Annotated in this window: 24 protein-coding genes and 1 pseudogene; 11 read left to right on the plus strand and 14 right to left on the minus strand. The window is 59.9% G+C overall.

The window, feature by feature from the left end:
- The first annotated feature begins 77 nt into the window (after positions 1–77).
- The 3 genes from D3879_RS22885 to D3879_RS22895 are packed head-to-tail and all read left to right on the plus strand — an operon-like array spanning position 78 to position 3480.
- Complete coding sequence (locus D3879_RS22885) at positions 78–1172, plus strand: alpha/beta hydrolase (protein ID WP_119956524.1); 1095 nt, start codon at positions 78–80, stop codon at positions 1170–1172.
- Between the two features lie 60 nt (positions 1173–1232).
- Complete coding sequence (locus D3879_RS22890; protein ID WP_119956525.1) at positions 1233–2288, plus strand: alpha/beta hydrolase; 1056 nt, start codon at positions 1233–1235, stop codon at positions 2286–2288.
- Between the two features lie 19 nt (positions 2289–2307).
- The gene (locus tag D3879_RS22895; protein WP_119956526.1) at positions 2308–3480 is read left to right on the plus strand and encodes a (R)-mandelonitrile lyase; all 1173 of its coding nucleotides are present in this window, start codon (positions 2308–2310) and stop codon (positions 3478–3480) included.
- Here the strand turns inward: D3879_RS22895 and D3879_RS22900 are convergent.
- Entirely contained in the window at positions 3468–4361 is an 894-nt protein-coding gene (locus tag D3879_RS22900; protein ID WP_119956527.1) for a LysR family transcriptional regulator, read from the minus strand. The genes D3879_RS22895 and D3879_RS22900 overlap by 13 nt on opposite strands.
- A gap of 500 nt (positions 4362–4861) precedes the next feature.
- On the opposite strand from D3879_RS22900, the pseudogene D3879_RS22905 reads away from it, so the two are divergent.
- Positions 4862–5748, plus strand: a pseudogene (locus D3879_RS22905) (glutamine synthetase family protein); the annotation flags it as partial.
- Between the two features lie 126 nt (positions 5749–5874).
- Here the strand turns inward: D3879_RS22905 and D3879_RS22910 are convergent.
- Together D3879_RS22910 and D3879_RS22915 are read right to left on the minus strand one after the other, a co-directional pair.
- Complete coding sequence (locus D3879_RS22910; RefSeq protein WP_119956528.1) at positions 5875–6891, minus strand: alpha/beta hydrolase; 1017 nt, start codon at positions 6889–6891, stop codon at positions 5875–5877.
- A gap of 32 nt (positions 6892–6923) precedes the next feature.
- Positions 6924–7349 carry an organic hydroperoxide resistance protein gene (locus tag D3879_RS22915; protein WP_119956529.1) on the minus strand — a complete coding sequence of 142 codons (426 nt, stop codon included), beginning with the start codon at positions 7347–7349 and terminating at the stop codon, positions 6924–6926.
- Positions 7350–7408: 59 nt separating this feature from the next.
- On the opposite strand from D3879_RS22915, the gene D3879_RS26615 reads away from it, so the two are divergent.
- The gene (locus D3879_RS26615) at positions 7409–7561 is read left to right on the plus strand and encodes a hypothetical protein (RefSeq protein WP_158592113.1); all 153 of its coding nucleotides are present in this window, start codon (positions 7409–7411) and stop codon (positions 7559–7561) included.
- Positions 7562–7633: 72 nt separating this feature from the next.
- Here D3879_RS26615 and D3879_RS22920 read toward each other — a convergent pair whose 3' ends face one another.
- Positions 7634–7870 carry a DUF2798 domain-containing protein gene (locus D3879_RS22920; protein ID WP_119956530.1) on the minus strand — a complete coding sequence of 79 codons (237 nt, stop codon included), beginning with the start codon at positions 7868–7870 and terminating at the stop codon, positions 7634–7636.
- A 46-nt stretch (positions 7871–7916) separates the two neighbouring features.
- A complete protein-coding gene (locus D3879_RS22925; protein ID WP_119956531.1) occupies positions 7917–8639 on the minus strand; it encodes a cysteine hydrolase family protein in 723 nt (240 codons plus the stop codon).
- Positions 8640–8790: 151 nt separating this feature from the next.
- Here D3879_RS22925 and D3879_RS22930 point away from each other — a divergent pair, with 151 nt between their 5' ends.
- Positions 8791–9651: an AraC family transcriptional regulator gene (locus tag D3879_RS22930; protein WP_119956532.1), complete on the plus strand. Its 861-nt coding sequence runs from the start codon at positions 8791–8793 to the stop codon at positions 9649–9651.
- 29 nt (positions 9652–9680) lie between these two features.
- Here D3879_RS22930 and D3879_RS22935 read toward each other — a convergent pair whose 3' ends face one another.
- From D3879_RS22935 to D3879_RS22955, 5 genes are all read right to left on the minus strand, one after another.
- The gene (locus D3879_RS22935; RefSeq protein ID WP_119956533.1) at positions 9681–9971 is read right to left on the minus strand and encodes a helix-turn-helix domain-containing protein; all 291 of its coding nucleotides are present in this window, start codon (positions 9969–9971) and stop codon (positions 9681–9683) included.
- Positions 9972–10346: 375 nt separating this feature from the next.
- Complete coding sequence (locus D3879_RS22940; RefSeq protein ID WP_119956534.1) at positions 10347–11942, minus strand: DHA2 family efflux MFS transporter permease subunit; 1596 nt, start codon at positions 11940–11942, stop codon at positions 10347–10349.
- Complete coding sequence (locus tag D3879_RS22945; RefSeq protein WP_119956535.1) at positions 11939–13036, minus strand: HlyD family secretion protein; 1098 nt, start codon at positions 13034–13036, stop codon at positions 11939–11941. The genes D3879_RS22940 and D3879_RS22945 overlap by 4 nt, the downstream gene beginning before the upstream one ends.
- 89 nt (positions 13037–13125) lie before the next feature.
- Positions 13126–13539 carry a cupin domain-containing protein gene (locus D3879_RS22950; RefSeq protein ID WP_119956536.1) on the minus strand — a complete coding sequence of 138 codons (414 nt, stop codon included), beginning with the start codon at positions 13537–13539 and terminating at the stop codon, positions 13126–13128.
- Between the two features lie 37 nt (positions 13540–13576).
- On the minus strand, positions 13577–14338 hold the full coding sequence (locus D3879_RS22955; protein ID WP_119956537.1) for an SDR family oxidoreductase: 762 nt from the start codon (positions 14336–14338) through the stop codon (positions 13577–13579).
- Between the two features lie 259 nt (positions 14339–14597).
- On the opposite strand from D3879_RS22955, the gene D3879_RS22960 reads away from it, so the two are divergent.
- Both D3879_RS22960 and D3879_RS22965 read left to right on the plus strand, forming a co-directional pair.
- Entirely contained in the window at positions 14598–16196 is a 1599-nt protein-coding gene (locus tag D3879_RS22960; protein ID WP_119956538.1) for a winged helix-turn-helix domain-containing tetratricopeptide repeat protein, read from the plus strand.
- A gap of 156 nt (positions 16197–16352) precedes the next feature.
- Complete coding sequence (locus D3879_RS22965) at positions 16353–18071, plus strand: AMP-binding protein (protein WP_119956539.1); 1719 nt, start codon at positions 16353–16355, stop codon at positions 18069–18071.
- Here the strand turns inward: D3879_RS22965 and D3879_RS22970 are convergent.
- From D3879_RS22970 to D3879_RS22985, 4 genes are all read right to left on the minus strand, one after another.
- Entirely contained in the window at positions 18044–18658 is a 615-nt protein-coding gene (locus D3879_RS22970) for a Crp/Fnr family transcriptional regulator (RefSeq protein WP_119956540.1), read from the minus strand. The two genes, D3879_RS22965 and D3879_RS22970, sit on opposite strands and share 28 nt — an antisense overlap.
- Positions 18659–18694: 36 nt before the next feature.
- On the minus strand, positions 18695–20254 hold the full coding sequence (locus tag D3879_RS22975; RefSeq protein WP_119956541.1) for an MFS transporter: 1560 nt from the start codon (positions 20252–20254) through the stop codon (positions 18695–18697).
- A 420-nt stretch (positions 20255–20674) separates the two neighbouring features.
- The gene (locus D3879_RS22980) at positions 20675–21100 is read right to left on the minus strand and encodes a YybH family protein (protein ID WP_158592114.1); all 426 of its coding nucleotides are present in this window, start codon (positions 21098–21100) and stop codon (positions 20675–20677) included.
- Between the two features lie 44 nt (positions 21101–21144).
- Positions 21145–21342, minus strand: a complete 198-nt coding sequence (locus D3879_RS22985; protein WP_119956543.1) for a hypothetical protein — start codon at positions 21340–21342, stop codon at positions 21145–21147.
- Between the two features lie 1297 nt (positions 21343–22639).
- Between D3879_RS22985 and tig the strand changes: the two genes are divergently transcribed.
- The 3 genes from tig to clpX all read left to right on the plus strand — a co-directional run bounded on the left by tig (position 22640) and on the right by clpX (position 26071).
- A complete protein-coding gene (tig, locus tag D3879_RS22990) occupies positions 22640–23950 on the plus strand; it encodes a trigger factor (protein WP_119956544.1) in 1311 nt (436 codons plus the stop codon).
- Between the two features lie 91 nt (positions 23951–24041).
- Complete coding sequence (gene clpP, locus D3879_RS22995; protein ID WP_119956545.1) at positions 24042–24683, plus strand: ATP-dependent Clp endopeptidase proteolytic subunit ClpP; 642 nt, start codon at positions 24042–24044, stop codon at positions 24681–24683.
- 107 nt (positions 24684–24790) lie between these two features.
- On the plus strand, positions 24791–26071 hold the full coding sequence (gene clpX / locus D3879_RS23000; protein WP_119956546.1) for an ATP-dependent Clp protease ATP-binding subunit ClpX: 1281 nt from the start codon (positions 24791–24793) through the stop codon (positions 26069–26071).
- Positions 26072–26106: the final 35 nt, after the last annotated feature.

The following is a 26106-nucleotide window of genomic DNA, read 5'->3' on the forward strand; positions in this document are numbered from 1 at the left end:
TATGTGATTGGCGCGCTTTATCGATTAATCGTTGAAAGGTAATTTGCTTCTCGGCGATATCAAACCGAGAGCAAGCCATGATCCAGAGCTTCATCCGTCAATGCGTACCCGCCGCGGCAAAGGCCGGCAGTCTTTGTTTCGCGCTAGGCGCCAGTGCGTGTGTCAGCGCTGACGATCACGCCCCGCTGATCATCAAGGATCAGGGCAGCCTCACTGCCGGCGGTGGATTAATCACCCAGCCGGGAACCTTCAACCCCTACAAACCGATGACGCCCGATGGCCAGACCTATCACGGCGACCATGTGTATGCGTTCTATCAGGTACCTCTCGACGCTCGTCCGCTGCCGATTCTCATGCTGCATGGCGCGGGGCAGTCCGCGAAGTCCTGGGAGACAACGGCCGACGGCCGTGAAGGATTCCAGAACATTTTCCTGCGGCGAGGATTCTCCACGTACCTGATCGACCAGCCGCGCCGTGGCGATGCGGGACGCAGCCTGGTTGAAACGACGATCAAACCGGTGCCGGACGAGCAGCTGTGGTTCAACCAATTCCGCATCGGCCTGTGGCCCGAAGGCTTCGAAGGCAGCCAGTTTCCTAGTGGGCAGGCAGCACTGGAGCAGTTCTTTCGGTCGATGACGCCCAATACCGGGCCTTACGACATTGACGTCGTATCCAATGGCGTTTCCGCTCTGTTGGAAAAGACCGGGCCGGCCATCTTGTTCACACATTCTCAGGGCGGAGGCCCCGGTTGGCTGACGGCGATCAAAAGCCCAAATGTGCGGGCCATCGTGGCGTTCGAACCGGGCAGCAGTTTCGTGTTTCCAGAGGGGGAGGTGCCCGCACCGATTGCCAGCGCGTTCGACACACTCTCGGGTCAGGCCGTATCGGCGGAACAGTTCAAAACACTGACCAAAATCCCCATCGTTATTTTCTACGGCGACAACATCCCTGACCAACCGGTTCGGTTACCTGCCCAGGACAGTTGGCGCGCGCGGCTCGAGATGGCGCGCCTGTGGCGCGATACGGTGAATCGCCATGGCGGTGACGTCAGGCTCGTTCACCTGCCGGAGATCGGTATCAAGGGCAATAGCCACTTTCCTTTTTCGGACATGAACAACGTCGAGATCGCTGATCTGGTTTCGAAGTTTCTCGCTGAAAAAAATCTGGATTGACCAAGAGCGTGGCGATATCGGCCACCCCTCTCACAAACTTGAAATGTCAGGAGTATTCCTATGATGCGAACCACGCTGAAGGCCACGTTGATGGCTGCCATGATCGGAATGTCGGGCGTCGAAACCGAGGCTGCGGACTACAAGCAGAATCCATTCACGTTGACCTACGGTAGCGCGCTGACCAAGAACGAACCGGGTAAGGTCAACATCCATCCGGTCACCTACAAACTCAATGGCCTGGACATTGCGGCCAACGTTTACACCCCGGCGAACTATGATGGGGCAAAAAAATACCCGGTCGTCGTCGTGGCGCACCCCAATGGTGGGGTGAAGGAGCAGGTCGCGGGCCTGTATGCCCAGCGTCTGGCGGATCAGGGCTACATCACGATCACGGCGGATGCGGCGTATCAAGGCGCCAGTGGTGGTGAGCCGCGCAATGTGGACAAACCGGCGCATCGCATCGAAGACATCCATGGCATGGCTGACTTCATTGCCAGCTATCCCGGCGTCGACAGCAAGCGTCTGGGCTTGCTCGGTATCTGCGGCGGTGGCGGTTATTCATTGGCGGCGGCGCAAACCGACAAGCGCTTCCAGTCGATTGCGACCTTGAGCATGTTCAACTCCGGGCTGGTTCGCCGTAATGGCTACCAGGATTCGCAGCTGTCGACGATTCAGGAACGCTTGCAGCAAGCGTCGGCGGCCCGCGCCCAGGAAGCGGCGGGTGGGGAAGTTCTCTACGTCGGTGATGCCAAGCTGACTGATGAACAGATCGCCAAGCTGCCGTTTGATCTGTATCGACAGGGCTTCGAGTACTACGGCAAGACCCACGCTCACCCCAACTCGACTTTCCGTTACACCCAGAGCAGCCTGATGGACCTGATGAGCTTCGATGCTACGGATCAGATCGAGCTGATCGACAAGCCGTTGCTGATGATCGCGGGCAGCAAGGCCGACAGCCTGTACATGTCGCAACAAGCCTTTGCCAAGGCCACCGGTACCCAGGACAAAAAACTGTTCACCATCGATGGCGCGACCCATATCGACACCTACTGGGTGCCTGCGTATGTGGACGTCGCAATGGGCCAGTTGACCGCGTTTTACGCCAGAACGCTCTGACTTGAAGGGATACGTCCTCATGAAGAACACCTTGATAGGCATCGCGGTGTGCGCCGCGGCCCCTTTTGCCGACGCCGCCGGTGCAGACAATGCCAGTGAGTCCCGGACCGCGCAGCAGATCAGCCGGGCGGGCAGTCAGGCTTCGGTTACGGGTCCTACGGACTATTTCACCGGGCGGGTACGCGTCGATCCCTTGTTTCCCGCCACGGACGAGATCAATGCTTCCGGTGCTTATGTCAGCTTCGAACCGGGCGCGCGCTCGGCCTGGCATACCCACCCCGCAGGACAGCGATTGGTGGTGACTTCCGGCGTGGGACTGGTCCAGGAATGGGGCAAGCCGATGCAGGAAATCCGCCCGGGCGACGTGATCGTCTGCCCTCCGGGCGTCAAGCACTGGCATGGCGCCGCTCCGACGAGCGCCATGACGCACCTGGCCGTGACTGGCTCGGTGGATGGCAAGAGTGTGCAATGGCTGGAGAAAGTGACCGACGAGCAATACAACGCCCAAGTTTCGGTGACACCGAAAGACGAGTCTACGGCCCAACCGGTGTCCGAGACGCTGTCCGCCAAGCAACAGGCCATCCCGTTGATGGCCGCCGCCATGGCCACGAGCAACATGTCCTGGCTCAATACCGCGTTGAATCAGGGGCTGGATGCGGGCCTGACGGTCAGCGAGGCGAAGGAAATTCTTGTGCAACTCTACGCCTACAGCGGTTTTCCACGCAGTCTCAATGCACTCGGCGAGCTGATGAACGTGGTCGATGCACGCAAGCAACGCGGTGTTCAGGACGATCCGGGGCGCGAGCCAGGTCGGGTCATTCCCGTCGGCGATGAACTCCTGGCGGCGGGCAAAGCCAATCAGACGCGAATCGCCGGTGCGCCTGTCCAGGGCCCGTTGTTCGACTTCGTTCCCGTCATCAACCAGTACTTGCAGGCGCATCTGTTTGGCGACATCTTCGAGCGCGACAACCTGGACTGGCAAAGTCGTGAGCTGGCCACCGTCGCTGCTTTAGCCGTCACTCCCGGTGTCGAGCCGCAACTGCGCTCGCACATGGCTGCCAGCCTGCGGGTCGGCCTGACTGCTGCGCAGTTACGTCAGCTGGTTCAACTGCTGGCTGACCAAGGTGATGCCGCCGCGGCCAAGCGTGCCGGTGAAGCGCTGGATAGCGTCCAGGCTAATCAACCCAAATAGCGCAGGGCTTCGCGCAGCAAGGTGAAGGCCGGTGAACTCTGGCGCCGGCTCGGATAATACAGATGGTAGCCAGAGAATGGTTCGCACCAGTCTTTGAGCACGCGAACTAACCGACCTTGCGCTATATGCTCCAGCACCAGGTCCTCCGGCATATAGGCCAGTCCCAGTCCCTGAAGAGCCGCCTCCAGGCGCATGGCGATGTTGTTGAATACCAGTTGGCCTTCAACCCGTACTTTCAGTTCTTGCCCGTCTTTTTCGAACTCCCAGAGGAACAGGCCGCCGTATGTCGGCATGCGCAGGGTGATGCAGTTGTGCACCATGAGGTCACTCGGGATGACCGGCTTGGGATATCGGGTGAAATACGCCGGGGAGCCAACCACCGCCATCCGCATGTCAGGGCCGATGCGCATCGCGATCATGTCCTTGGCCACTTGTTGACCCAGCCGTACGCCAGCGTCGAAACCCTCCGCCACGATGTCGGTAAGGCCATAGTCGACGATGATTTCGATATTGAGATCGGGATTATCGGGCAGCAGCTTCGCTAGCACCGGATGCAACAGTGTGATCGCCGAGTGCTCACCTGCGGTGATGCGCAATTTGCCGGCCGGTTTGTCGCGGAACTCGCTGAGCAACGCCAGCTCACTGTCGATTTCTTCGAACCGGGGGGCGATCACCCGCAGCAAATGCTCGCCGGCTTCGGTGGGGGAGACGCTTCGAGTGGTGCGAGCAAGCAACCTGACCCCCAGTCGCTCCTCCAACTGACGCATCGCCCGGCTCAAGGCCGGTTGAGACATGCCGAGCCTGGCGGCAGCGCGGGTGAAACTGCGCTCTTGGGCCACGGCCGAGAATATCGCGAGTTGGTCATAGCTTTCGACGGTCATTTATACGCCCGTGTTATAAACAGTTTGCGATTATGCCATCTGTGCGATTGATCGTCCGGCCCCTTAGGGAGCGAAGAATAAAATATACCGACCATGATCGTCCGCTTTTGGCCGAAAGCGGTCCTTCACGACCGGCAGCTAACGGTCCAGGCTGTGTAAAAACGCGGACACCGTTTTGAAGTCCGCGTTGCTACGTAAAATCTGCCAGCGTTTGGTTATCCAGCAGACCTTAAATTTGCGTAGGAGCGCGATTTTTGCTCCGATTCTGATCACAGCACCTGCTCGAAATTGTTTTTACACAGCCTCGGCCAATAGCGGACATCTGATGACCACTTTACAGTCCAACCGTATCCAGTCTTTGCCGGCGATAGAGGTCTTTTGAGGAAGCTTTCTCCGACTTTCCGCCCTCAACTGGTGCAATACCCATAACGCAATCTGGATAGAAAACGTCGAGGGTGGTGGCGCAGGATTCTCGGGTCTCAGCTACCCGTAGATAGGTTATGAACCGCGATTTGGAGAAGCTCAGCCGCTGGCTGAAAGAAGCAAAGATCACCGAGGTTGAATGCCTGATACCCGATATGAGTGGTATCGCCAGAGGCAAAATAGCCCCCACCGACAAGTTCCTCAGCGAGAAGGGCATGCGTCTCCCAGAGAGCGTGCTGCTGCAGACCATTACTGGGGACTACGTCGACGATGACATCTATTACGACCTGCTAGACACCGCAGATATCGACTTCTACTGCGTGCCTGATGACAGCGTCGTGTTCATCGTCCCATGGGCAAATGAGCCTACCGCCCAAGTTATCCACGACGCCTTCGACAAGCAGGGCCATCCGGTCGACCTGTCGCCACGCAATGTCCTGAAGAGGGTGCTGGATCTCTATCAGGCGAAGGGATGGTCGCCGATCATCGCGCCGGAGATGGAGTTCTACCTGACCAAGCGCAGCGATGACCCGGACTATCCACTGCAACCTCCTGTCCGTCGTTCCGGCAGGCAGGAGGTTGGCCGCCAGTCGTACTCCATCGAGGCGGCCAACGAGTTCGACCCGCTGTTCGAGGACATGTACGCCTGGTGTGAGGCACAGGGACTGGATCTGGACACCCTGATTCACGAGGAAGGCACCGCCCAGATGGAGATCAACTTCCGTCACGGTAACCCGCTCCACCTCGCTGACCAGATTTTCATCTTCAAACGCACGATGCGTGAGGCGGCACTTCGGCACAACGTCACCGCCACCTTCATGGCCAAACCCATGACCGGTGAGCCTGGCGGGCAATGCACCTGCACCAGAGCGTTGTGGACCTGGAGACCGGCCGCTCCGTCTTCTCCAACGAGGACGGTTCGATGAGCACACTCTTCATGCACCACATTGGCGGCCTTCAGCGGTAGGCGAGCGTCTGAGCGTGCGACAGACTTTATTCTTTAGCCAATCCCTGATTTTCAGTCACCGATCAACGGAACAGCCAGGCGGGAAGGGACCCACCCGGCTGCGTCGAGGCTACGCGCGACGTGTCAGTTCAGATGATTCTTCAGCGCTCCGGCCGCCTGTTCCAAGGCCGAACGGGTCGCCGGGAGGCCGCTGACCACGTTGAGCAGACCGAAGTCGTGGATCATGCCGTTGTAGCGAGTGGCGGTGACGTCCACCCCGGCGGCGTCCAGCTTGCGCGCGTAGGCTTCGCCTTCGTCACGCAGCACGTCGAACTCGGCAGTCTGTACTAAGGCCGGCGGCAGTCCCTTGAGCTGCTCGGCGCTGGCGCGCAGCGGCGAGGCATAGACCTGGGCGCGCTCGGCGGTGTCGCTGGCGTAGCTGTCCCAGAACCACTTCATCATGTTGCGGGTCAGGAAGTGACCGTCAGCGAACTGCTGGTAGGAGCCGTTCTCGAAGCTGGCGTCGGTCACCGGCCAGAGCAGCAACTGGAACTTCAGCGCCGGGCTTCCCTTGTCCTTGGCCATCAGGCTGACCACTGCGGCCATGTTGCCGCCCGCGCTGTTGCCGGCCACCGCCAGACGCTTGCCGTCGACGCCTATCTCATCGCCGTGCTCGGCCACCCAGCGGGTGGCGGCGTAGGCCTGGTTGATCGCGGTCGGGTAGTGCGCCTCGGGCGACGGCGTGTAGTCGACGTAGACCGCCGTCGCGCCGGAGCCGACCACCAGGTCGCGGATCAGTCGCGCGTGGGTCGGGTAGTCGCCGAGCACCCAGCCGCCGCCGTGGAAGTACATGAACACCGGCAGTCGGCCCTTGGCAGCGGCCGGGCGCACCACCTTCAGGCGGATCTCCTGACCGTCGACGCGTATGCTCCTGTCCTCGACGTCGATCCCGGAGCGATCCACCTCGACCGAGGCCTGGGCGCTCACCAGTACGGCGCGGGCGTCCTTCGGTGCGAGGGTTTCTAGCGGCTGGCCGCCGCCGGCGGCCAGGGTTTCGAGGAAGGTCTGGGTGTTGCGTTCGACGCCGGGGCTGCCGGCGGCGAAGGCGCTGCTGACGGCGAGGGCCAGAACGCCGGCGAACAAGGCTTTGACGATATTCATGGGGTTCTCCTTGTGAAGGCTGAGGCCGGCGATCAGGCCAGGGTCAGGGTGACGTCGATGTTGCCGCGCGTGGCGTTGGAGTATGGGCAGACGATGTGCGCCTTCTCCACCAGGGCGCGCGCTTCCTCGCAGTCCATGTCCGGGATGCTGATCTTCAGCTCCACCTCGATGCCGAACCCGTTGGGAATGGCGCCGATACCGACGATGCCTTCGATCCAAGTGTCCGCCGACAGCTTGTGCTTGTCGCGGGCGGCGACGAACTTCAGGGCGCCGAGGAAGCAGGCCGAGTAGCCGGCGGCGAACAGCTGCTCGGGGTTGGTGCCCGAACCGCCGGCACCGCCGAGTTCGCGCGGGGTGCTGAGGCTGACGTCGAGCACGCCGTCGGAGGAGACGGCGCGGCCGTCACGGCCGCCGGTGGCTTCGGCAGAGGCGCGGTAGAGGATGTTTTCGATGCTCATGGTGAAGCTCCATTTTAGGGGTGGGTGAAGTGTGTGATTGGGTTTGCGAATCAGCCGTCATGGTTGATCAGCCAGGCCAGGTAGAGGGCTTCGACGCGCTTACTGGTATCGGCCCGCTTGGCCTCGCTTTCCCCCAAGGCGGCCTGGGAGAGGAAAAGGGCGGTGACTGCGGCCAGGATCTGGTGGTGGACAACGGCTACACGCTGAGCTGAAGTGCGGAACGCCGAGCGGATCAGTCAACCGAGGGGTATTCGGCTGCAGAGTAGGGAAGCGTGCAGGTCGTTTCATGGCAGATCGTCCTGCACGAAAATGGATGTCATACGCCTGATCCAGGGCGTGGCCAGAAGTACGACGGGTACCATGGTGAGCCAGGACAGCAACCAGCTATCGACCCAGTACGACAGCAGCGGGGCGATCGGCAGGTGCATCGGGCTGGCAATGGCCGTGGCTACGGCGCAGGTAATTGCCGATTGGATGACAGCCGCTGTGTGCTGGCGATAGCGGTAAGAGATCTTGCGCATGTTCGCTGGCTCTCTCGAATGGGGTTGCGCCCTGCTGCATCGACTTTTAGTTGCCTTTGAGGCGCTCGAGGGTTTCCGCCGTGGTCCACAGCGCGTTGGCGATGAAGCGGTAGTTGATCAGCGCCGCCAGATATCCATCGCCTTCGGGCGCAGTCGGTCCCGCGGTCGCGTCACGCACCACGGCTACTTCGAAGCCCTGTTCCAGAAACTCGCGCAGGTGTGATTCCACGCACAGGTTCGCCGCCATACCGGCGAGGATGATCTGCGATACACCGTGCTTGCGCAGTTGCAGCGCCAGATCGTTGGTTTCCGGGCCGTAGACTTTATGCGGCGAGGCGATGATGGTCTTGCCGTCGAGGATGTATGGCTTGTACTCGGGCATGAAATCGGCGCCTGAGTTCTCGAACCCTTCGAGGGTCAGCGGGCCCTTGCGATCGAACATGCAGATGCTGTGCATGACCATTTCCAGCGGGCCGCCGAATTTCCACTCGTGGTCACAGGGGTAGTAGTAATGAGGGGACACGGCAACGGTGATTCCCGCATCCTTGGCAGCGGCGAAGAGCTGGCCGATGTGCTTGACCGTATCGTGTTCGATGATGCTCTTGCCGAATACACTCCAGCTCACACCTTCAGGGCTGAGGAAGTCGATTTGCGGATCGATGACCACCAGCGCGGCCTTGGCCAGGTCGAGCTGCATGCCTGGATCGGGCAGGGCGGGCTCTGCGGGGTCGGTGTATTGAGGGGCGATGGGACGTGGCTCGTGGCTCATGACGGGGACTCCGGTCGGCAATAGGACAATTCGCTCTCGCCGTGGCGGGTTGGAAGGCTCGCGGTTACCATCGGCGACCGTTGAATCCTATTTCAACGTCGAGCCGGGCTTTTGCCAGGACGTACTGAATCTTTTGCGGATTGTCCCTTTTATGGATGTCCTTTCAGAATTCTTCGACCGAACCAACCTGCAAGGCAGATTGTTCTTCTCTGGCCCGGTAGACGGGACACTGGTGCTGGATAAACCGCCAGGCATGGCGTTCATCCATGTCATTCAGCGGGGTGGCATCGATATGGTTCAGCCCGGAGTGCCGAATATCTCGATCAACGAGCCGGCGCTGCTGTTCTGTCCGAGCAGTTGCCGTTACCAGTTGCGGTCCAGCTCGGAGCAGCCGGCGGAACTGATCTGCGCCTCGTTTCAGTTCGGCCGGAACTCCCCAGGGCCGTTCCACCTAGGGCTGCAGGAAACGCTGGTGTTCCCGCTGGACACGCTGGAACACCTGGCGCCGGCGATCGGGTCGCTGGTGTCCGAGTTTCATGGGCAGGCCGCGGGTCGCTCGAAGGCCTTGAACCTGCTGTTCGAGTACCTATTCGTGCTGCTGGTCAGGCGTGCGGTGGGTGACGGGAGGATCTCCAGCGGTTTGCTGTTCGCGCTGCAGGATGGACGTCTGGCGACGGTGCTCAGCCGAATCCATGAAGCGCCAGAGGCGCCCTGGACTGTCGATGGGCTGGCGCGCCTGGCGAACATGTCCAGGTCCAGGTTTTCGGCTTACTTCACCGAAATCATGGGCAGCTCCCCGATGGGTTACGTCACCCACTGGCGGATGAAGGTCGCCCAGGACCTTTTGCGTGACGGCGTGCAGATCAAGGTGATCGCTTCATCGGTCGGATACAGCTCCCAGGCGTCTTTCTCCAGGGTTTTCGCCAATGTGGTGGGTTGTCCGCCCGCCGAGTGGATCAAGCGAGCTTCCCGCAACGAGCCACCCGTCATCACCGCCAGGGTGTGCCGCTGAGCGCCTGAGGCACGACCTAACCCGATCTTTCATCCTGCATCGTCCGCGAAGCGATCACTCCCTGCACCATTAACAACGCTGGTTCCAGGCATTCCACGATCTGAGTGGCCACGAGTGTAGGGTGAATCTTTCCGCCACCGGGTACAAAAAAGTGGATCGCCAAATCGTCTGCGCAGTTTGCTCAACACGTTACTCACCGCCGGCTGGGTTACATTCAGCTTGCGCGCCGCGCGAGATACGCCCAATTCTCGATAGACGACCATGAAGGTCACGAGCGTATTCAGGTCAATGGTGCGGAACAGCCGCTCATCGAAGTTCATGACTGGAGTCCCCTCAGCTTTTCCCTGCGAAGCTACCGAAGCGAATACTCGCGACGCCGGCCCCCAGGGAACGCACCAGCTCGTCCAGTTCCACCGTTGAAAAGTGGCGGACCATCTCTTCCAGGCTGCTCCAGTAGCCGCTGAACACCCATAGCCGCGGCTGGCACATGCTCCGAGTGACCCCATAGGCCTGCCAACCCGGTAGTTCCCGAAGGCGCGTGGCGAACTGCGCCAGACATTGCCTCCGTTCCCGGCCGGATGCTGATCTCCAGGGTACTCACGGCATTGATGGACATGGCGATAACCTCATGGGACAGAGGCCGGTGGGAGCACTAGAGGGAGAATCCGATATAGCGCTGGTTGGCGTAGGTTGTCTCACGCTACCGTTCGCGCAGCCCGCACTTTCGCGTACCGCGAGAGTCCGATCTTGATGCCGACCAGCACGGGGGCCGCGATTACAAAAAGCAGGGCAACTGCGATGAACGCTGTGTCGAAGGCAATCACGGTGGACTGACCTGTCACTACCCGGTCTAGAAGGCTAGTCGCTGCTTGGCTGGCGGCCACTGGGTCCATTCCTTTCACCGTCAGCAGGGCTGTCGTGCTCGTCAGCCGTTCGATGACCGCGCCGCGCCCTCCGGTGACGCTAGTGCCGAGGACCACAACATTGGCGGCGAGATCATGGTCGATCAGAGTCTGGAGTGCTGCGACCCCCATGAGACCACCCAGCTGGCGCCCCGTATTGAAGAGGCCGATTCCGGAGGCGAGGTTTCGGCTGTTGAGGTTGCTGAAGGCGATCAGCGTGATCGACAGGAACAGAAAGCCAAGGCCCAGGCCGCGCAACAGGATCGCTGCCGTCATGTCGCCCGTGCCGCTTTCGCTGGTCGAACCGGACAGCATCCACATCGCAGCCATGATCATCAGGATGCCAAAGGGCACTGTGGCGACCGGCGGAATGCGACGGACCTGCATGAGATAGGCAGCAATGAGGAGCGCGCCGATAAAAAACGCGCCACTCGGCAACAGGAGCTGGCCGGCATCGGTGGGTGTAAACGCGAGGACGGACAGGGCGAACGCCGGAATCAGGAACGCGCTCCCGAACAATGCGGCGCCGGCGACGAAACTGACGATAAAGGCGAAGGTAAAATCGCCCGATTTGAACAGGGTGAAGTCGAGCAGACCTTGGCCTTTGGCCAACACTTGTTGGCCGAGAAATGCCAGCAGAGCGGCTGCGCCGATCACGGTCAGCCACAGGATGCGAGGCTCCTCGAACCAGTCCCATCGGCTGCCCTGGCTGAAGACGTAGGTGAAACAAAAAAGGGTGGCACAGATCAGCGCGAAGCCGATCCAATCAAACGGGCGGTGCCGGATCTTAGCGGGCATTGGGCCGTCTGCGATCAGCAGAAGTCCGGTAGCCGCCAAGGCAAGCGGAACAACGCTGAAGAAGATCCATGTCCAGGATTGGCTATCGATCAACCACCCTTGAAGGGCCGGAGCGATCGTCGCGGGCGCGACGACGGAGCCCATGGCAAACAGGGCTTGAAGGATTGGCTGATGGGATCGCGGATAGGCGCGAAATATGATCGCCTGGCCCCCGACCAGCAGGGTGCCGCCGGCGAAGCCCTGAATAATTCGAAGCGCAACCAGCAGGTCCAACCGAGCGGTGATGGCGGCAATGCCGCACGCCAGGCCCATGACCAGGGTTGAGCCGATGATCACATTCCGCGGATAGAAACGGTTCATCAGCCAAGGGGCGGTCATGAACCCGATCAGCTTGAGCGCGGTGTAGCCGATATCCAACCAGGCAAACTCATCAGGCGTTGCATAGGTGTCGCCGATGATGTCGCCGCGTCCGAGCGACAGAACGGTGCTGGCGATCGCTTCCGTCAGCGTGGCAAGCACGATGCCCGCAATGAGCAGGACACTGGTCGTAACGCTGGCGTTGCTCGGCGTGGCGGTGGCAGCCGTTGTCATGAGCCGCTCCCTTCTGCAATCTCGACACGCGCGGACAGGCCAGGCACGATGCGGCCCGGCAACGGGTTGTGGGCAAGCCGGATCTTTACCGGAACGCGCTGCACGACACGCACAAAGTTCCCGGTCGCGTTGTCTGTGGGGAGCAAGCTGAACGCCGACCCGCTACCCGGTGCAAAGCTGTCGACCACGCCTTCAAGTGCCCCGTTGGGGTAGCCGTCGACCGTGATGCGCACGCGCTGACCGGGGCGGATATGTTCGAGCTGGGTTTCCTTGAAATTCGCCACGACCCACACATCATTGACCGGCACGATATCGAGCAAGGAAACGCCCGGCGTAACGAAGCGGCCGATGCGGACCTGGCGGTTACCGATAACGCCATCAACAGGCGCGCGTACCACGGTGCTGTCGAGATCGATCCGGGCAAGATCACGCGCGGCCTGCGCCTGCGTCACCGCAGCCACGGCAGCTTCTCGCTCGGCCACAAGGACGGCGATGTGTTGCTGTTGCGCCTCCACCGTTGCCGATGCTGCCGATACCGTCGCCTCGGCTCTCGATCGTGCCGTGCCGGTTTCATCGACCAGGGCTTGGCTGACCGCGTTGCTGACAATAAGTTTGCGGCTGCGATCGTGGGTCTTGGTCGCCAGATTCATCTCGGCCGCGGCCGAACGTCTCTGGGCCTGGGCCTGTCGAATCAGGGCACGCTGAAGCTGGGTCTCGGCATCGACATGGGTCAGGCGAGCCTGGGCAGCCTTGATATTGGCCTCGGCTTGCGCAAGCCGTGCGCGATAGTCCCGATCGTCGATCCGGAACAGTACGTCACCCGCCCGGACGGTTTGGTTGTCCTCGACCTCTACCGCAGTGACATAGCCGGCCACCTTGGCGGCGAGCGAGGTGACGTCGCCGCGGACATAAGCATTGTCGGTCGAGGTCGTGCCGCTCGAAAGCGCCATGGCCCATCCGGCAGCCACGACCGCCACGGCACCTGCGCACAGCAGCAAGCCGATCATCTTTCTCTTGTTCGGCCGCGCCACTACGACACCGGTCTCGGCGCTTGCGTCGGTGGCAATGACGGCCTTGTCCTCGAGCGAGTTCATTTCTCATGTCCTGTGAAAGGCCAATGACCCCGACAGCCCCAGGCGGAAGCATCCTGGGGCTGTCGAGCGTCGATCAGCGCGTTGATCGGTTATTTATTGGCGGGCGTGACGAGTTCCTTTTCCTTGCTGTCAAGGACGAACACGGCCAGCAGGCGTGCAGGCTCCGTGTCACTGGCGTTCGCACTTACCGCGTGAAAGGAGCCAGGCTCTTCGAAGAAGTTTTCGCCGGCCTTGTAGACCTTTTCTGGCGAGCCGTTGACGCTGCTGCGCACCGCGCCCTCAAGGACCGTTGCATAGATGAAGGCCGACTTCGGATGCGTGTGGGACGGCGACGAGGCGCCCGGCGCGTACTCGACCAGCACGCCTTTCATGCTCTTGCCGGGCACGTTCGGCAGGGGGTGATCGAATACGACCTTCACCTTGCCTGGAATCGGGTCGCCGGCCGAAGCTGTGGCGATCGACAGCGCTGCGAAGGCAGCGGCCAAAAGAATTCGAGTAAACATTGCAGTGCTCCTTTGAGTGTTGGTGTGGTGAAGCGCCTCAGCGCCCCGCCTGGGCCGTCGACTGGGCGAGCCAGTCCTCGAAGTGGATCGCGCCCAGGCGCGAATTCTTGCCGGGGGTCAGCGATTGATCGTCGAGAACGTCGCCGAAGTAGCGCGCGTGCACGTCCGGCACGACCTTGCGCGTGTCGCGGGTTGCCCGCAGGAAGCGCCTGACCAGTTCATCCAGCGGCATGGCCTCGGGGCCGGCGACTTCGACCGTGCCATTGACCGGCGCTGCCAGCGTGACATCGGTGAGCGCCGCCGCCACATCGTCGGACGCTATCGGCTGGATCAGCGCCGGCGATAGGTGAATCTCCTCGCCGACTGTGGCCGACTGGGCAATGCCGCCGACAAACTCGAAGAACTGCGTGGCACGCAGGATGGTGTAAGGCATGCCGGACGCCTTGATGAGGTTTTCCTGCGCGACCTTCGCCCGGAAATAGCCGTTGTCGGGCAGCCGTTCGCTGCCGACGATCGACAGGGCAACGTGATGGCGAACGCCAGCGGCGGCTTCGGCCGCCAGCAGGTTACGACTCGAGGTTTCGAAGAACTCGAGGACGGCCTGGTCTTCCCACGACGGCGCGTTCGCCACGTCGACGACAACATGAGCACCATCCATCGCTTGGGCCAGGCCCTCGCGGGTGATGCTGTTCACGCCTGTGCTGGGGGCGGCTGCGAACGCGTCGTGGCCGCGCTCGCGCAGGTTCTTCACAAGTTTCGATCCGATGAGGCCGGTGCCTCCGATGACGACGATCTTCATGGGTTCTCTCCGCTTGTCGACGGCAACCATTGCCGTCGATGTAGATCGAGAGTGCCTGCGCGCGTGAGGGAAGTCCTTGTGCCGGCCTTGGGTTTTCCTTCGGGCAAGCTTGGTTTTTCGTCCAAGGACGTTGTTCGACTGGCATCCCTTGCCGCGGACGGTGCAGCCCGTTACGCGCTGCCGTATCATCGCTATCAGATACTGATCGCCAGTCGCCTCAGACACGGAGCCTAGGGCGCTCGGCCAGGGGATACTGACCTTGCAATTCGTGTTTGAAGACTACGTGCTCGACCAGGAGCGCCGGGAACTGACCTTGCGCGGGCAAGTCGTGAACGTCGGGCCGCAGGTCTTCGATCTGTTGCTGCAGCTGGTCACCAACCGCGATCACGTCGTCAGCAAGGACGATTTGCTCAAGGCGGTGTGGAGCGGCCGGATCGTCTCGGAATCGACCATCACCAGCCACATCAATGCGGTGCGCAAGGCCATCGGCGACACCGGCGAGGAGCAGCGCCTTGTTCGGACGGTCGCTCGCAAGGGTTACCGCTTCGTCGGCGAGATCAAGGCCGTCGAGATCGGTGAAGCGCAACAGCCCGACTGGCCAGGCATCGGCGAACGCACGCCCGTTGAGCCGAAGCAAACGCCTCCATCCGCGCTCGTCGTTCCGGACAAGCCCTCCATTACTGTCTTGCCCTTCCAGAACCTGAGCGGCGATCCGGAGCAGGAATATTTCGCCGACGGCGTGGTGGAGGACATCATCGCCGCCCTGTCGCGTATCCGCTGGCTGTTCGTCATCGCCCGCAATTCCAGCTTCACCTACAAGGGCCGGGCGGTGGACGTTAAGGAAGTCGGCCAGGAGCTCGGCGTGCGCTACGTGCTGGAAGGTAGCGTGCGCAAGTCCGGCAACAAGGTCCGCATCACCGGGCAGCTCATCGACGCGACGACCGGCACGCACATCTGGGCGGAGCGCTTCGAAGGAATGCTCGACGACATCTTCGAGCTGCAGGATCAGATCGCCGAAAGCGTCGTCGGCGCCATCGCCCCGCAGCTCGAACGGGCGGAAATCGAGCGCGCCAAGCGCAAACCTACGGAAAGCCTCGACGCCTACGACTACTACCTGCGCGGCACGGCGAAACTACACAACGGCACTCACGAAGCCATCGACGAGGCGCTGTCGTTGTTCTACAAGGCCATCGAGCTCGATCCGGAGTTTGCTTCGGCCTATGGCATGGCCGCCTGGTGCCACTTCTGGCGCAAGTTGAATGGTTGGATGAGCGACCGAACGCGAGAGATCGCCGAAGGCGCTCGGCTTGCGCGTCTGGCGGTGGCGCTCGGCCGCGATGATGCGGTGGCGCTGACCCGCGGTGGACATGCATTGGGCCATCTTGCTGGCGATATCGATGGCGGCATAGCGCTGCTCGACAGGGCACGCCTGCTTAACCCTAACCTCGCCCCGGCCTGGTACCTGGGCGGCATCCTGCGCGCCCTGCGCGGTGAAACAGACGCCGCGATCGAAAACTTGACCCATGCCATGCGCTTGAGTCCGCTGGATCCGGAAATGTTCAGGATGCAGGTGGGGATGGCGCTCGCGCACTTCTTCGCCGGGCGCTTTGATTGCGCTGCGGACTGGGCGGAAAAGGCGTTGGGGAACCTGCCCAGTTTTCTGCCTCCGGTTGCGCTGGTGGCGGCCAGTCATGCGCTCACCGGACGAATGGACAAAGCGAGGCAGTCGATGCAGCACCTATACGATCTGGATCCATCTTTGCGCATCTCCAACCTGAAGGACTGGCTGCCAATCCAACGGCCTGAGGATCTCGCGCGGCTCGCGGATGGACTGCGGCTGGCGGGGTTGCCCGAGTGACCGCGCCACGATGGGGCCTCGACGAAGCGTTGACAGGGGGAAAACCAGCCAGAAGCAGACATGCCTGGAGTCGGCAACGCCGTTGATAAATGTTAATGAGCGCTCACTGGAGTCGAAGCATCATCTGCGCTTTCTGCCCCAACGAAGCGCATAACAATGAACAACAACCGCCCTCAGACTGTTTACGATCTCCTTCTCGCCGCAGCACGGCCAGCTCCGCAAGTGACTGCTATCCGGTTCGTGGTAGACCTCGACGAAGTCGAGCTTTCGTACAGCCAGACCTATGAGCAGCTGCTGAGCAAGCTACACAAGTCCGTTGACATGATGAGGAAGCTTTCAGGTAAGTCTCGCCCTGTAGTTTCGCTATTGCTGCCAAACATCCCTCAAGCCCAAGTCCTGCTCTGGGCAGCTGAGACTGCAGGTATCGCCAATCCCCTGAATCCGCTCCTGAACGATGAAGCCCTCTTCCAGTTGATGTCGAAGGCTCAGACGGATCTCGTATTCGCCCTCGGGCCTATGTATGGAAACGAGCTGTGGGAAAAAGCAATTAGGGTCTCCAGCCGGCTTCCAAACAACCCGCTGTGCATCTCCGTTTTCAGCCCAGCAGGAGAGATGCACTACGACTCCGAGGTGCATCTCTACCAAAACGTTCACCTGGCGGGAGACGAAGCGCCCGCTCCGAGCGACATCGCCGCCTACTACCACACGGGTGGTACCACGGGCACGCCCAAGCTGGCTTGTCACACACACGCCAACCAGACTGCTGCCGCCCTTGCCGTGATGAAAAGCCTGCAGTTATCGGCGAAGGACATTGCCATCAACGGTCTGCCCATCTTTCATGTGGCAGGGGCCATCGTGAATAGCCTGGCGATCCTTGGCGCGGGCGGACAGCTCGTTCTGCCTACCGTGGCAGGGTTCCGGAACCCCGAAGTGATTCGCCGGCATTGGCGCCTGATCCAGGATCTGGGCGTGACGATCAGTAGCGGGATTCCAACCTCGATGGCATCAATGCTCGACGTACCTCTGGAGGGCGCGGACATCAGCTCTTTACGTTTCCTCCTCTCTGGGGGCGCGCCGGTACCCATGAAACTTCACGAGCTGGCTCTGGAAAAAGCTGAGCGGCAGCTTTATCAGGCTTATGGCATGACCGAGTGCAGCGGCGTAATCGGGTTGCCGAATCTGGCGAAGACAGTGGTGTGGGGCAGCGTCGGCCATATCGCACCGCCCGTAGAGGTACGCATCGACTCGGGCGAGATCTGCATACGCAGCCCCATGGTTTTTCCAGGCTACCTCGGCCTTGACTCGCCCGTTACTCAAGACGGGTGGCTTAAGACCGGCGATCTCGGGTATGTGGACGAGTCCGGCAACCTCTTCATCACGGGACGGGCTAAAGACCTCATCATTCGCAGCGGGCATAACATCGACCCAGCCCTGATTGAGGGATGCTTGGAGCAACACCCTGCTGTAGGAATGGCCGCTGCGGTGGGAATGCCAGACGAGTATGCGGGCGAACTGCCCGTTGCCTATGTGCAGCTACGTGCCGGGGCGGAGATCAGCAGCGAAGAGTTGCTGGCCTACGTCATGACGCATATCGCGGAGCGTCCAGCCTGCCCCAAGAAGGTCATCATCCTTGAGGCACTACCAGTCACTGCCGTTGGCAAGGTGTACAAGCCGAAGCTGCGTGAAGACATCACCGACCTTCTACTGGAGGAGTTGTTTACTCGGCGTATAGGGCCGATCGGCATCAAGAGCAGGCACACCGATAGCGGTCGGTTGGTCGTCGATCTCTGGGACATTCCGTTGAGCGAAGCTGAGTGGTGTCGCAATCAGCTCAAGCGGCTGAACCTTCAGTTGGAGAAGCTAGTGTTCCGATGATTTGTCAAGGTGCCTTTGATCCTGGAAAGGGACGCCGGCTCCATTCCCAGGTAGCTGGCCAAGTGGTATTGCGGCACACGCCTGACCAGCCACTCCTGATGCTCCAATAGCCACAAATAGCGGGCCTCGCTGTCGCACGTCAGAAGCAGGGCCTCGCGTTCCTCGTTGCGAAGCATGATCTCCTGGATGTAGCGATTAAGCAGCATCTGCAGCTGCGCATTCACTTCGAACCCTTCCTCGAAAATGCTCACCGGCAACGCTGCCAGGCAACACCGCTCCAACGCAGAAATGGTGTAGGAGCATGGCTGTCGCCGGAGAAATGAGCTGAGCGATCCTACCCACTGCCCTTCGTGGAAGAAGGCCTTATTCCACTCCTTCCCATTGGGCGACAGGTAGTAGTACCGCGCCATTCCTGAAAGGATGACGTAAAAGTGGGTGGGGATGTGCCCGGCCTTGATGATAACCTCGTCCTTTTCCATCTCATGGAATCTCGCCAGCTTCGCCAGATAACTGAGCAGCCCCTCGTCGGAGATACCTTGCAAACCGAGTTGCTGCTGAAGAGCCAGACGAGCGTTCTGGAGCTGCATGCTTTTACCTTCGTGGCGTTGCTGGAAGAGGCTCTCTTATAGCTCAGCCGCGTTTGATGTGGATGGGTTCCCAGGGTTCTGATGAGGTCGTCCCAGTACTAGGGCAGTCCCGGCTGCTGCGATCAGCGCAATCGCAGCGGAAGCCAGGGCTGTCATCTGAAAGGCTTCAACGAAAGCGCTGCGCGAGACGGTGACCAAACTCGCACCGAGTTCATCGGGCAAAGCCCCCGCCACGTAGAGCGCGCCTCCCAGGGTGTCGCGGGCGGCTTCGAGCGCATCCGGTGGCAGGTCGCCGCCCAGCGCGCCGGCTACAGTTCCCCGATAGATAATGTTCACAACGCTGCCCAGCAGCGCAATACCGAGGGCACCTCCGAGTTCGGTGCTCATCTCCGAAATCCCGGCCGCGGCCCCTGCTCGCTCAGGTGGAGCGGTGCTCACGATCAGATCGGATGCGAGCGTAAATACTGGGGCAAGCCCCAGTGAGAACACGGCGTACGCTGTTGCCACGAGGGCGAGATCGTGCGTCGTTCCCGTTTGCGTCAGCAGGCCAAATCCAAGCGCAGCGATCACGAATCCGATCGCGATCACATGAGGCGGTTTCAGGTGGTTTACGATCCGTGGCGTGAGCATTGCGCCCACAACAAACGCAAGACCCGAAGGAGCCGACCACAAGCCCGCTACGAGCGGTGAGAGCCCAATCACGAGTTGAAGGTATTGCGCGATTAGCAGAAAAGTGCCAAACGCGACAAAGAAGCCAAAAATGTTGACCGCAAGGGCTGCGCTGAACGCCATTCTCCGGAACAAACCGAGGTCAATGAATGGCTCGGCAAGGTTCCGCTGTCGGTGCAGGAAGGCGGCGCCGATCACCATTCCCGAGATGATGGTCGCCGCGGCCACCCAGTCTGCGTCGTGCCCAGCGATGCGTTTGACCCCGTAAATGACAGCCAGAACCGTGGCGATACACAGTGCGGCGCTCAAGATGTCCGGCCGGCCCGCCCGCGGATCCCGGAATTCGGGGAGCAGCCTTGGACCCACAGCGAGCAGCAGTACCATTACGGGCAGGTTGATCAGAAACACGGAGCCCCACCAAAAGAACTGGAGCAGCACTCCGCCGATCAGCGGCCCGATCGCGCCCCCGGCCGAGAAGCTGGCAATCCAAACCCCGACCGCGAACGTGCGTTGCTTCGGATCAAGAAACATGGAGCGAAGCAGAGACAGGGTCGAGGGGGCGAGCGTGGCCGCAGCCAGGCCGAGAAGCGCGCGAGCTGCGATGAGGGCCTCAACACGCGGGGCGAACGCGGCCAGGATGGACGCGCAACCGAACGCGGCCGCGCCAATCAGCAGCAGGCGTCGTCGACCGATCCGATCACCGAGTACGCCCATGGGTATCAGGGCGCCGGCCAGTACGAACCCGTAGATGTCGACGATCCACAGCAGCTCGGTGTTGGTGGGCCGCAGGGCCGCGCTGAGCTTTGGCACTGCGAGATTCAGCACCGTGAGGTCCATGGAGTAAAGCAGGCAGGGCAGTGCCAGCACCGCAAGCCCAACCCACTCACGGCGGGTCGCTTTGGGAACCCCTGGACTTGGAGTACTCATGATGCTTCGTTCTCTAGTGATGGCTCACTATCTAGTCGAACGGGCCATACCGAAATCGACATCGCAATCTCTCCTCGGCGATGAATCCAGCAGGTCACGAACGGTCCAACCAGTCGGCAACCCATTTCATACATAATCGCGAAGCGAGCCCAACGTTGACATGACCGGCCGACGGAGGCTGCAGGCCGGAGGAGGTCCGCTCGATGTAAGGGTTAGGCGCCCCTCGTATTACGACGGAGCAGTGAACGGTTCGTGGCGAGTCTCCAAGATGGAGAGGAATGTATCCATTTGAGTCAATTACGACATCCTACAACTGGCTGAGTTCGGCCATAAGCTGCCAGTAGGAAGTGTCGACGAAACTAGGAGCGATTCAGATCGGGTGTCATCTGCAATGACGCTGGCCTTTTCTCGCGATATGTTTCAGCCCATGGCATAGACGGTAGAGGGATGTTCATGAACGATGCGGTATCCGTCGCTTCGTCTTTCCCACACTTCACTGATCCTTGCATCGATCGACATCTTGCGGCCATCTGCAAATACGTATTGCAAGCGAAATGGATAGCAGGTGACCACAATATGTCCAGCAGCCATCTCTCTCGCCACGACGTCACCCGTCCGTTCGACCGCAATTTGCTCAAGCCCCGGATAGATCTCACTTCGAAGTTGTGTGAAGCCTAGAAAGCCGTTTAGGGGTGGGAGTGTGTCGTAGATGATCACATCGTTGTCTGGTGCGTAAAGATTCGCCAGGTAGTCGTAATCGGGCGAACCCCGGTTGCTGGACCAGGCTTTACAGAAAGCGTCCGCCACGGCAGTCCAGTCGATGGGGAAAATTTGGTTCGGTGTCATATTCGGCTGCTCCTGTAAGGTTGGCTGTCGATGCAATCGTCCCATCACTCGGCCGCCGTCATGAGTTCAGCCATGTCCGCCACCTGCTCAGGCGTCAGCGTCGGCCAATAGCGAGCGCAGATGTGTCGGCAGATACCCTGGTACAGCTCGCGGAATGCACCCTCGTCCATCTCGTCGAAGGCGATGCTCTGGGCCACGCTGACATCCAGCTTCCCGAAGCCCGGTAGATCGATGGACTGCACCTCGCAGCAGATCCCGCTCTCTCGCTGCAGGCGCTTGATAGCGTCGTGGGCAGATAGTCCCTGGAAGTCCTCGATCTGCTCGGCGACCAGCTTCCGAGGGCGTGAACAAGCCGGTGGAACTTGGCATTGCGCGGTAGCGTCAGCACCGCACGCACGTCGTCGCCGGCACGCAGACCGAGCTCGCGCATCAGGTAGCAGTCAATCCCGCTTGCCGGCACCCGGGCGCCAACCTTCTCAGCGGTTGCCGGATCCACCAGCTTCCGGACCGTCATGTAGATCGGCCGGTCGGCGCGCTTGGCACTCTTCTTCGACTCAGCCATTGGTCGCCTCTAGCATCGCCACCTCTGTTTCTGGGTGATGCCCTCCTAAGAATAGGCGCGGTTGAAGCACAGAGGATTCATGCGAATATGCCCTGCAGGCTGCACGTCACCGCGGATGTCGTAGAAGTGTTCGCCGCTCTTGGTCGGGACGTGAACGCCGCCGTACCAAGGCTCGGCATCGAGACAGCCAGGTAGGGCGGGTGAAACCCGCACTGATTGTTCTGTGGCATTACCGCGTGGGTTTCACCCACCCTGCCTTCTGGTTTGTATCCACCCTGAGTGTCGGCTTTGGGTCGACTGCTGCCGGTCGTGACAGGCCGGAGTCGACCCAAAAACTGCCAGCGATAAGCGAACCCGAAACGGACATCTTCTAACGGTGGGGGGATCTGTGCTGGTGCACGCGCTTCTTATGCGAGAATCATTCATTGCCTAGAAGTAAGGATGCCACTCCCATGGCGAAGCCGCCGATCAGAGGGGACCAGTTCAACGAAGGTCTGCGAGAAATCCAGAGCATTATTCGACGTTATGACCCGCTGAGTATGTTGCGGGCTGCGTTGGAATACGCACGGAAACCGTGATCATATAAAGTTACAGTTAGCCAAAACGAAGGTAGGGGAGGCGGGTTAACAAGCCGATTAACACGGAAATCGCTGTTTTTTGAGGCAGAAATCAGTCGGGCAGGGCGCGCTCAAACGGTTGGGAGACATTTTAATTTCCTAAATAACGGCCTTGGTTGGGGTTCACACCCGTTGAAAATCAGCCCAGCAGCCAGCGCCGTGTATGCCTGTGTGTATGCCTAATGATTGAATGTTACTGAAACCCCTGTGATAGAGAAGTACTTCGAGTCTCTCCGTCTCCTCCCGCTTTCCTGCCCGCTTCTCAGTGTGGTGACTTCTTCAGTTTGACCCACTAGAATGCATGCCCTTGATTCTGGGGCCGGAAACGGCCGGCTAACGTCTGTGCAACGAGGAATATCCATGCAAGTTTCTGTTGAAAACACTTCCGCTCTTGAGCGTCGCATGACCATTGGCGTTCCGGCTGAGCGCATCGAGGCCGAAGTCAACAAGCGTCTGCAACAGACCGCCCTTAAGGCCAAGATTCCAGGCTTCCGTCCGGGCAAAGTGCCGATGAGCGTGATTCGTCAACGTTATGAAGCTGACGCTCGTCAGGAAGCGCTGGGCAACGTGATCCAGGCCTCTTTCTACGAAGCCATTGTCGAGCAGAAGCTGAACCCGGCTGGCGCCCCTGCTGTAGAGCCGAAGGTGTTCGAGAAAGGCAAGGATCTGGAATACGTCGCTACTTTCGAAGTGTTCCCGGAGTTTCAGGTGGCTGGCTTTGAAGGCATTGCTATCGAGCGTCTGCAGGCTGATGTGGCTGATGCGGACCTCGACAACATGCTGGAAATCCTGCGCAAGCAAAACACTCGCTTCGAGAAAGCCGAGCGTGATGCCCAGGACGGCGATCAGCTGAATATCGATTTCGTTGGCAAGGTCGACGGCGAAGCATTCGCCGGCGGTTCTGCCAAGGGTACTCAGCTGGTGCTGGGCTCCAATCGCATGATCCCGGGTTTCGAAACCGGTCTGGTCGGCGCCAAAGCCGGTGAAGAGCGCGTGCTCAACCTGACGTTCCCGGCCGATTATCAGAATCTGGACCTGGCTGGTAAAGAGGCTGAATTCACGGTCACCGTCAACAGCATCTCCGAGCCTAAGCTGCCGGAGCTGAATGACGACTTCTTCACCTTGTTCGGCATTAAAGAAGGCGGTCTGGAAGGCTTCCGCACCGAAGTTCGCAAGAACATGGAGCGCGAGCTGCGTCAGGCCATCAAATCCAAGGTGAAGAACCAGGTGATGGAAGGCTTGCTGGCCGGCAACCCGATCGAAGTGCCGAAGGCTCTGCTGAGCAATGAAGTTGACCGTCTGCGTGTGCAGGCTGTTCAGCAGTTCGGCGGCAACATCAAGCCGGATCAACTGCCGGCCGAGCTGTTCGAAGAGCAAGCCAAGCGCCGTGTGGTGCTGGGTTTGATCGTTGCGGAAGTGGTCAAGCAGTTCGAGCTGAAGCCTGACGAAGCCCGCGTGCGTGAGCTGATTCAAGAGATGGCTTCCGCTTACCAAGAGCCTGAGCAAGTCGTGTCCTGGTACTACAAGAACGACCAGCAGCTGAACGAGGTGCGTTCGGTTGTACTGGAAGAGCAAGTTGTAGATACTGTTCTGCAGAAGGCCAATGTGACCGATAAGCAGGTCTCTTACGAAGAAGCGGTCAAGCCGGCGGAAGCCCCGCAAGCAGCCTGACCCCTACCTTTAGTTCGAGCAACCATAAGCCAGCCTTCGTGCTGGCTTATGTGTATTTGAGACATGACTAGCTAGGGAGCGATCGGAATACATGTCCCGTAATCCTTTTATGCAGCAAATGCCTGACATCCAAGCCGCAGGCGGCCTGGTGCCCATGGTGATCGAGCAGACCGCCCGTGGCGAACGTGCCTATGACATCTATTCGCGTCTGTTGAAGGAGCGAGTGATTTTCCTGATAGGCCCGGTAGAAGACTACATGGCCAATCTGGTGGCTGCGCAGCTCTTGTTCCTCGAAGCGGAAAACCCGGACAAGGACATTCATCTCTATATCAACTCGCCGGGTGGTTCGGTGACTGCGGGCATGTCGATCTACGACACCATGCAATTCATCAAGCCGGATGTCTCCACCATCTGCATCGGCCAAGCCTGCAGCATGGGTGCATTGTTGCTGGCGGGTGGCGCGGCGGGTAAGCGCTATTGCCTGCCTCATTCGCGGATGATGATTCACCAGCCGCTGGGTGGTTTCCAGGGGCAGGCTTCGGATATCGAGATTCACGCCCGCGAGATTTTGACCATTCGTGATCGCCTGAACAAGATTTTGGCGGATCACACTGGTCAACCGATTGACGTTATTGCCCGCGACACTGATCGTGACAACTTCATGAGTGGCGATGATGCGGTCAAATACCGCCTTATCGACCAGGTGCTTACCAAGCGTCAGTTGGCTGGCTAAATAATCAGTCATGTTGCGGCCTGCGATGCGCGGCCGCGTTGTGGGCTTGAAAATGCCCGCATTTGCCCTCATCTTGTGTTTCAAGCCTACCGGATTGGATTGATCGAATGACTGACACCCGCAACGGCGAGGACAACGGCAAGTTGCTTTATTGCTCCTTCTGCGGCAAGAGCCAGCACGAAGTGCGCAAATTAATTGCCGGCCCCTCGGTCTTCATCTGCGACGAGTGCGTCGACCTGTGCAACGACATCATCCGCGAGGAGGTGCAAGAAGCCCAGGCCGAGAGCAGTGCGCATAAACTTCCTGCGCCTAAAGAAATCAGCACCATCCTCGATCAGTACGTGATCGGTCAGGAGCGGGCGAAAAAGGTTTTGGCGGTAGCGGTCTACAACCACTACAAGCGTCTCAATCAGCGCGACAAGAAAGACGATGTCGAGCTTGGTAAGAGCAATATTCTGCTGATTGGCCCGACTGGCTCGGGTAAAACCCTGCTGGCCGAGACTTTGGCGCGCTTGTTGAATGTGCCGTTCACGATTGCTGACGCCACCACGCTGACTGAAGCTGGTTATGTCGGTGAGGATGTCGAGAATATCATTCAGAAGCTGTTGCAGAAGTGCGATTACGATGTTGAGAAGGCCCAAATGGGTATTGTCTACATCGACGAGATCGACAAGATTTCGCGTAAATCGGATAACCCCTCAATTACCCGCGACGTCTCGGGCGAGGGTGTGCAGCAAGCCTTGTTGAAGTTGATCGAGGGCACTGTGGCCTCGGTTCCACCGCAAGGTGGACGCAAGCATCCGCAGCAGGAGTTCCTGCAGGTTGATACGCGCAATATCCTGTTTATCTGCGGTGGTGCGTTCTCAGGGCTGGAAAAAGTCATCCAGGGCCGTTCAACCAAGGGTGGCATCGGCTTCAATGCTGAAGTCCGGAGCATTGATCTGGGTAAAAAGGTGGGCGAATCCTTGCGTCAGGTCGAGCCTGATGACCTGGTGAAGTTTGGTCTGATTCCGGAGTTCGTTGGTCGCTTGCCGGTCATCGCGACTCTTGACGAGCTGGATGAGGCTGCATTGATGCAGATCCTTACCGAGCCGAAGAACGCTCTGACCAAGCAATACGCCAAGCTGTTCGAGATGGAGGGCGTAGATCTGGAGTTTCGTCCGGATGCGCTGAAGTCTGTGGCTCATCGCGCGCTGGAGCGTAAGACCGGTGCTCGCGGGCTGCGTTCGATCCTTGAAGGCGTGTTGCTCGACACCATGTACGAGATTCCCTCGCAGTCCGAGGTTAGCAAGGTAGTGATCGATGAGAGTGTCATCGCTGGCACGTCCAAGCCGCTGCTGATTTACTCAAACAGCGAGCCGCCAGCCAAAGCGGTGCCTGAGGCGTGATCAACGCTGTGACTTGAGTATAAAGGGGCCTGCGG

The sequence above is a fragment of the Pseudomonas cavernicola genome, from assembly GCF_003596405.1.
GTDB classification, from domain to species: Bacteria; Pseudomonadota; Gammaproteobacteria; order Pseudomonadales; family Pseudomonadaceae; genus Aquipseudomonas; species Aquipseudomonas cavernicola.

Excerpts from the sequence above, each read along its gene's own strand:
- clpP (WP_119956545.1), top strand. The coding sequence starts at position 24,042 with ATGTCCCGTAATCCTTTTATGCAGCAAATGCCTGACATCCAAGCCGCA.
- D3879_RS22885 (WP_119956524.1), top strand. The coding sequence starts at position 78 with ATGATCCAGAGCTTCATCCGTCAATGCGTACCCGCCGCGGCAAAGGCC.
- D3879_RS22935 (WP_119956533.1), bottom strand. The coding sequence starts at position 9,971 with ATGAACTTCGATGAGCGGCTGTTCCGCACCATTGACCTGAATACGCTC.
- D3879_RS22975 (WP_119956541.1), bottom strand. The coding sequence starts at position 20,254 with ATGAGTACTCCAAGTCCAGGGGTTCCCAAAGCGACCCGCCGTGAGTGG.
- D3879_RS22925 (WP_119956531.1), bottom strand. The coding sequence starts at position 8,639 with ATGAGCCACGAGCCACGTCCCATCGCCCCTCAATACACCGACCCCGCA.
- clpX (WP_119956546.1), top strand. The coding sequence starts at position 24,791 with ATGACTGACACCCGCAACGGCGAGGACAACGGCAAGTTGCTTTATTGC.
- D3879_RS22965 (WP_119956539.1), top strand. The coding sequence starts at position 16,353 with ATGAACAACAACCGCCCTCAGACTGTTTACGATCTCCTTCTCGCCGCA.
- D3879_RS22945 (WP_119956535.1), bottom strand. The coding sequence starts at position 13,036 with ATGAACTCGCTCGAGGACAAGGCCGTCATTGCCACCGACGCAAGCGCC.
- D3879_RS22890 (WP_119956525.1), top strand. The coding sequence starts at position 1,233 with ATGATGCGAACCACGCTGAAGGCCACGTTGATGGCTGCCATGATCGGA.
- tig (WP_119956544.1), top strand. The coding sequence starts at position 22,640 with ATGCAAGTTTCTGTTGAAAACACTTCCGCTCTTGAGCGTCGCATGACC.
- D3879_RS22900 (WP_119956527.1), bottom strand. The coding sequence starts at position 4,361 with ATGACCGTCGAAAGCTATGACCAACTCGCGATATTCTCGGCCGTGGCC.
- D3879_RS22895 (WP_119956526.1), top strand. The coding sequence starts at position 2,308 with ATGAAGAACACCTTGATAGGCATCGCGGTGTGCGCCGCGGCCCCTTTT.
- D3879_RS26615 (WP_158592113.1), top strand. The coding sequence starts at position 7,409 with ATGGTTGATCAGCCAGGCCAGGTAGAGGGCTTCGACGCGCTTACTGGT.
- D3879_RS22930 (WP_119956532.1), top strand. The coding sequence starts at position 8,791 with ATGGATGTCCTTTCAGAATTCTTCGACCGAACCAACCTGCAAGGCAGA.
- D3879_RS22980 (WP_158592114.1), bottom strand. The coding sequence starts at position 21,100 with ATGACACCGAACCAAATTTTCCCCATCGACTGGACTGCCGTGGCGGAC.
- D3879_RS22940 (WP_119956534.1), bottom strand. The coding sequence starts at position 11,942 with ATGACAACGGCTGCCACCGCCACGCCGAGCAACGCCAGCGTTACGACC.
- D3879_RS22915 (WP_119956529.1), bottom strand. The coding sequence starts at position 7,349 with ATGAGCATCGAAAACATCCTCTACCGCGCCTCTGCCGAAGCCACCGGC.
- D3879_RS22910 (WP_119956528.1), bottom strand. The coding sequence starts at position 6,891 with ATGAATATCGTCAAAGCCTTGTTCGCCGGCGTTCTGGCCCTCGCCGTC.
- D3879_RS22970 (WP_119956540.1), bottom strand. The coding sequence starts at position 18,658 with ATGCAGCTCCAGAACGCTCGTCTGGCTCTTCAGCAGCAACTCGGTTTG.
- D3879_RS22950 (WP_119956536.1), bottom strand. The coding sequence starts at position 13,539 with ATGTTTACTCGAATTCTTTTGGCCGCTGCCTTCGCAGCGCTGTCGATC.
- D3879_RS22920 (WP_119956530.1), bottom strand. The coding sequence starts at position 7,870 with ATGCGCAAGATCTCTTACCGCTATCGCCAGCACACAGCGGCTGTCATC.
- D3879_RS22955 (WP_119956537.1), bottom strand. The coding sequence starts at position 14,338 with ATGAAGATCGTCGTCATCGGAGGCACCGGCCTCATCGGATCGAAACTT.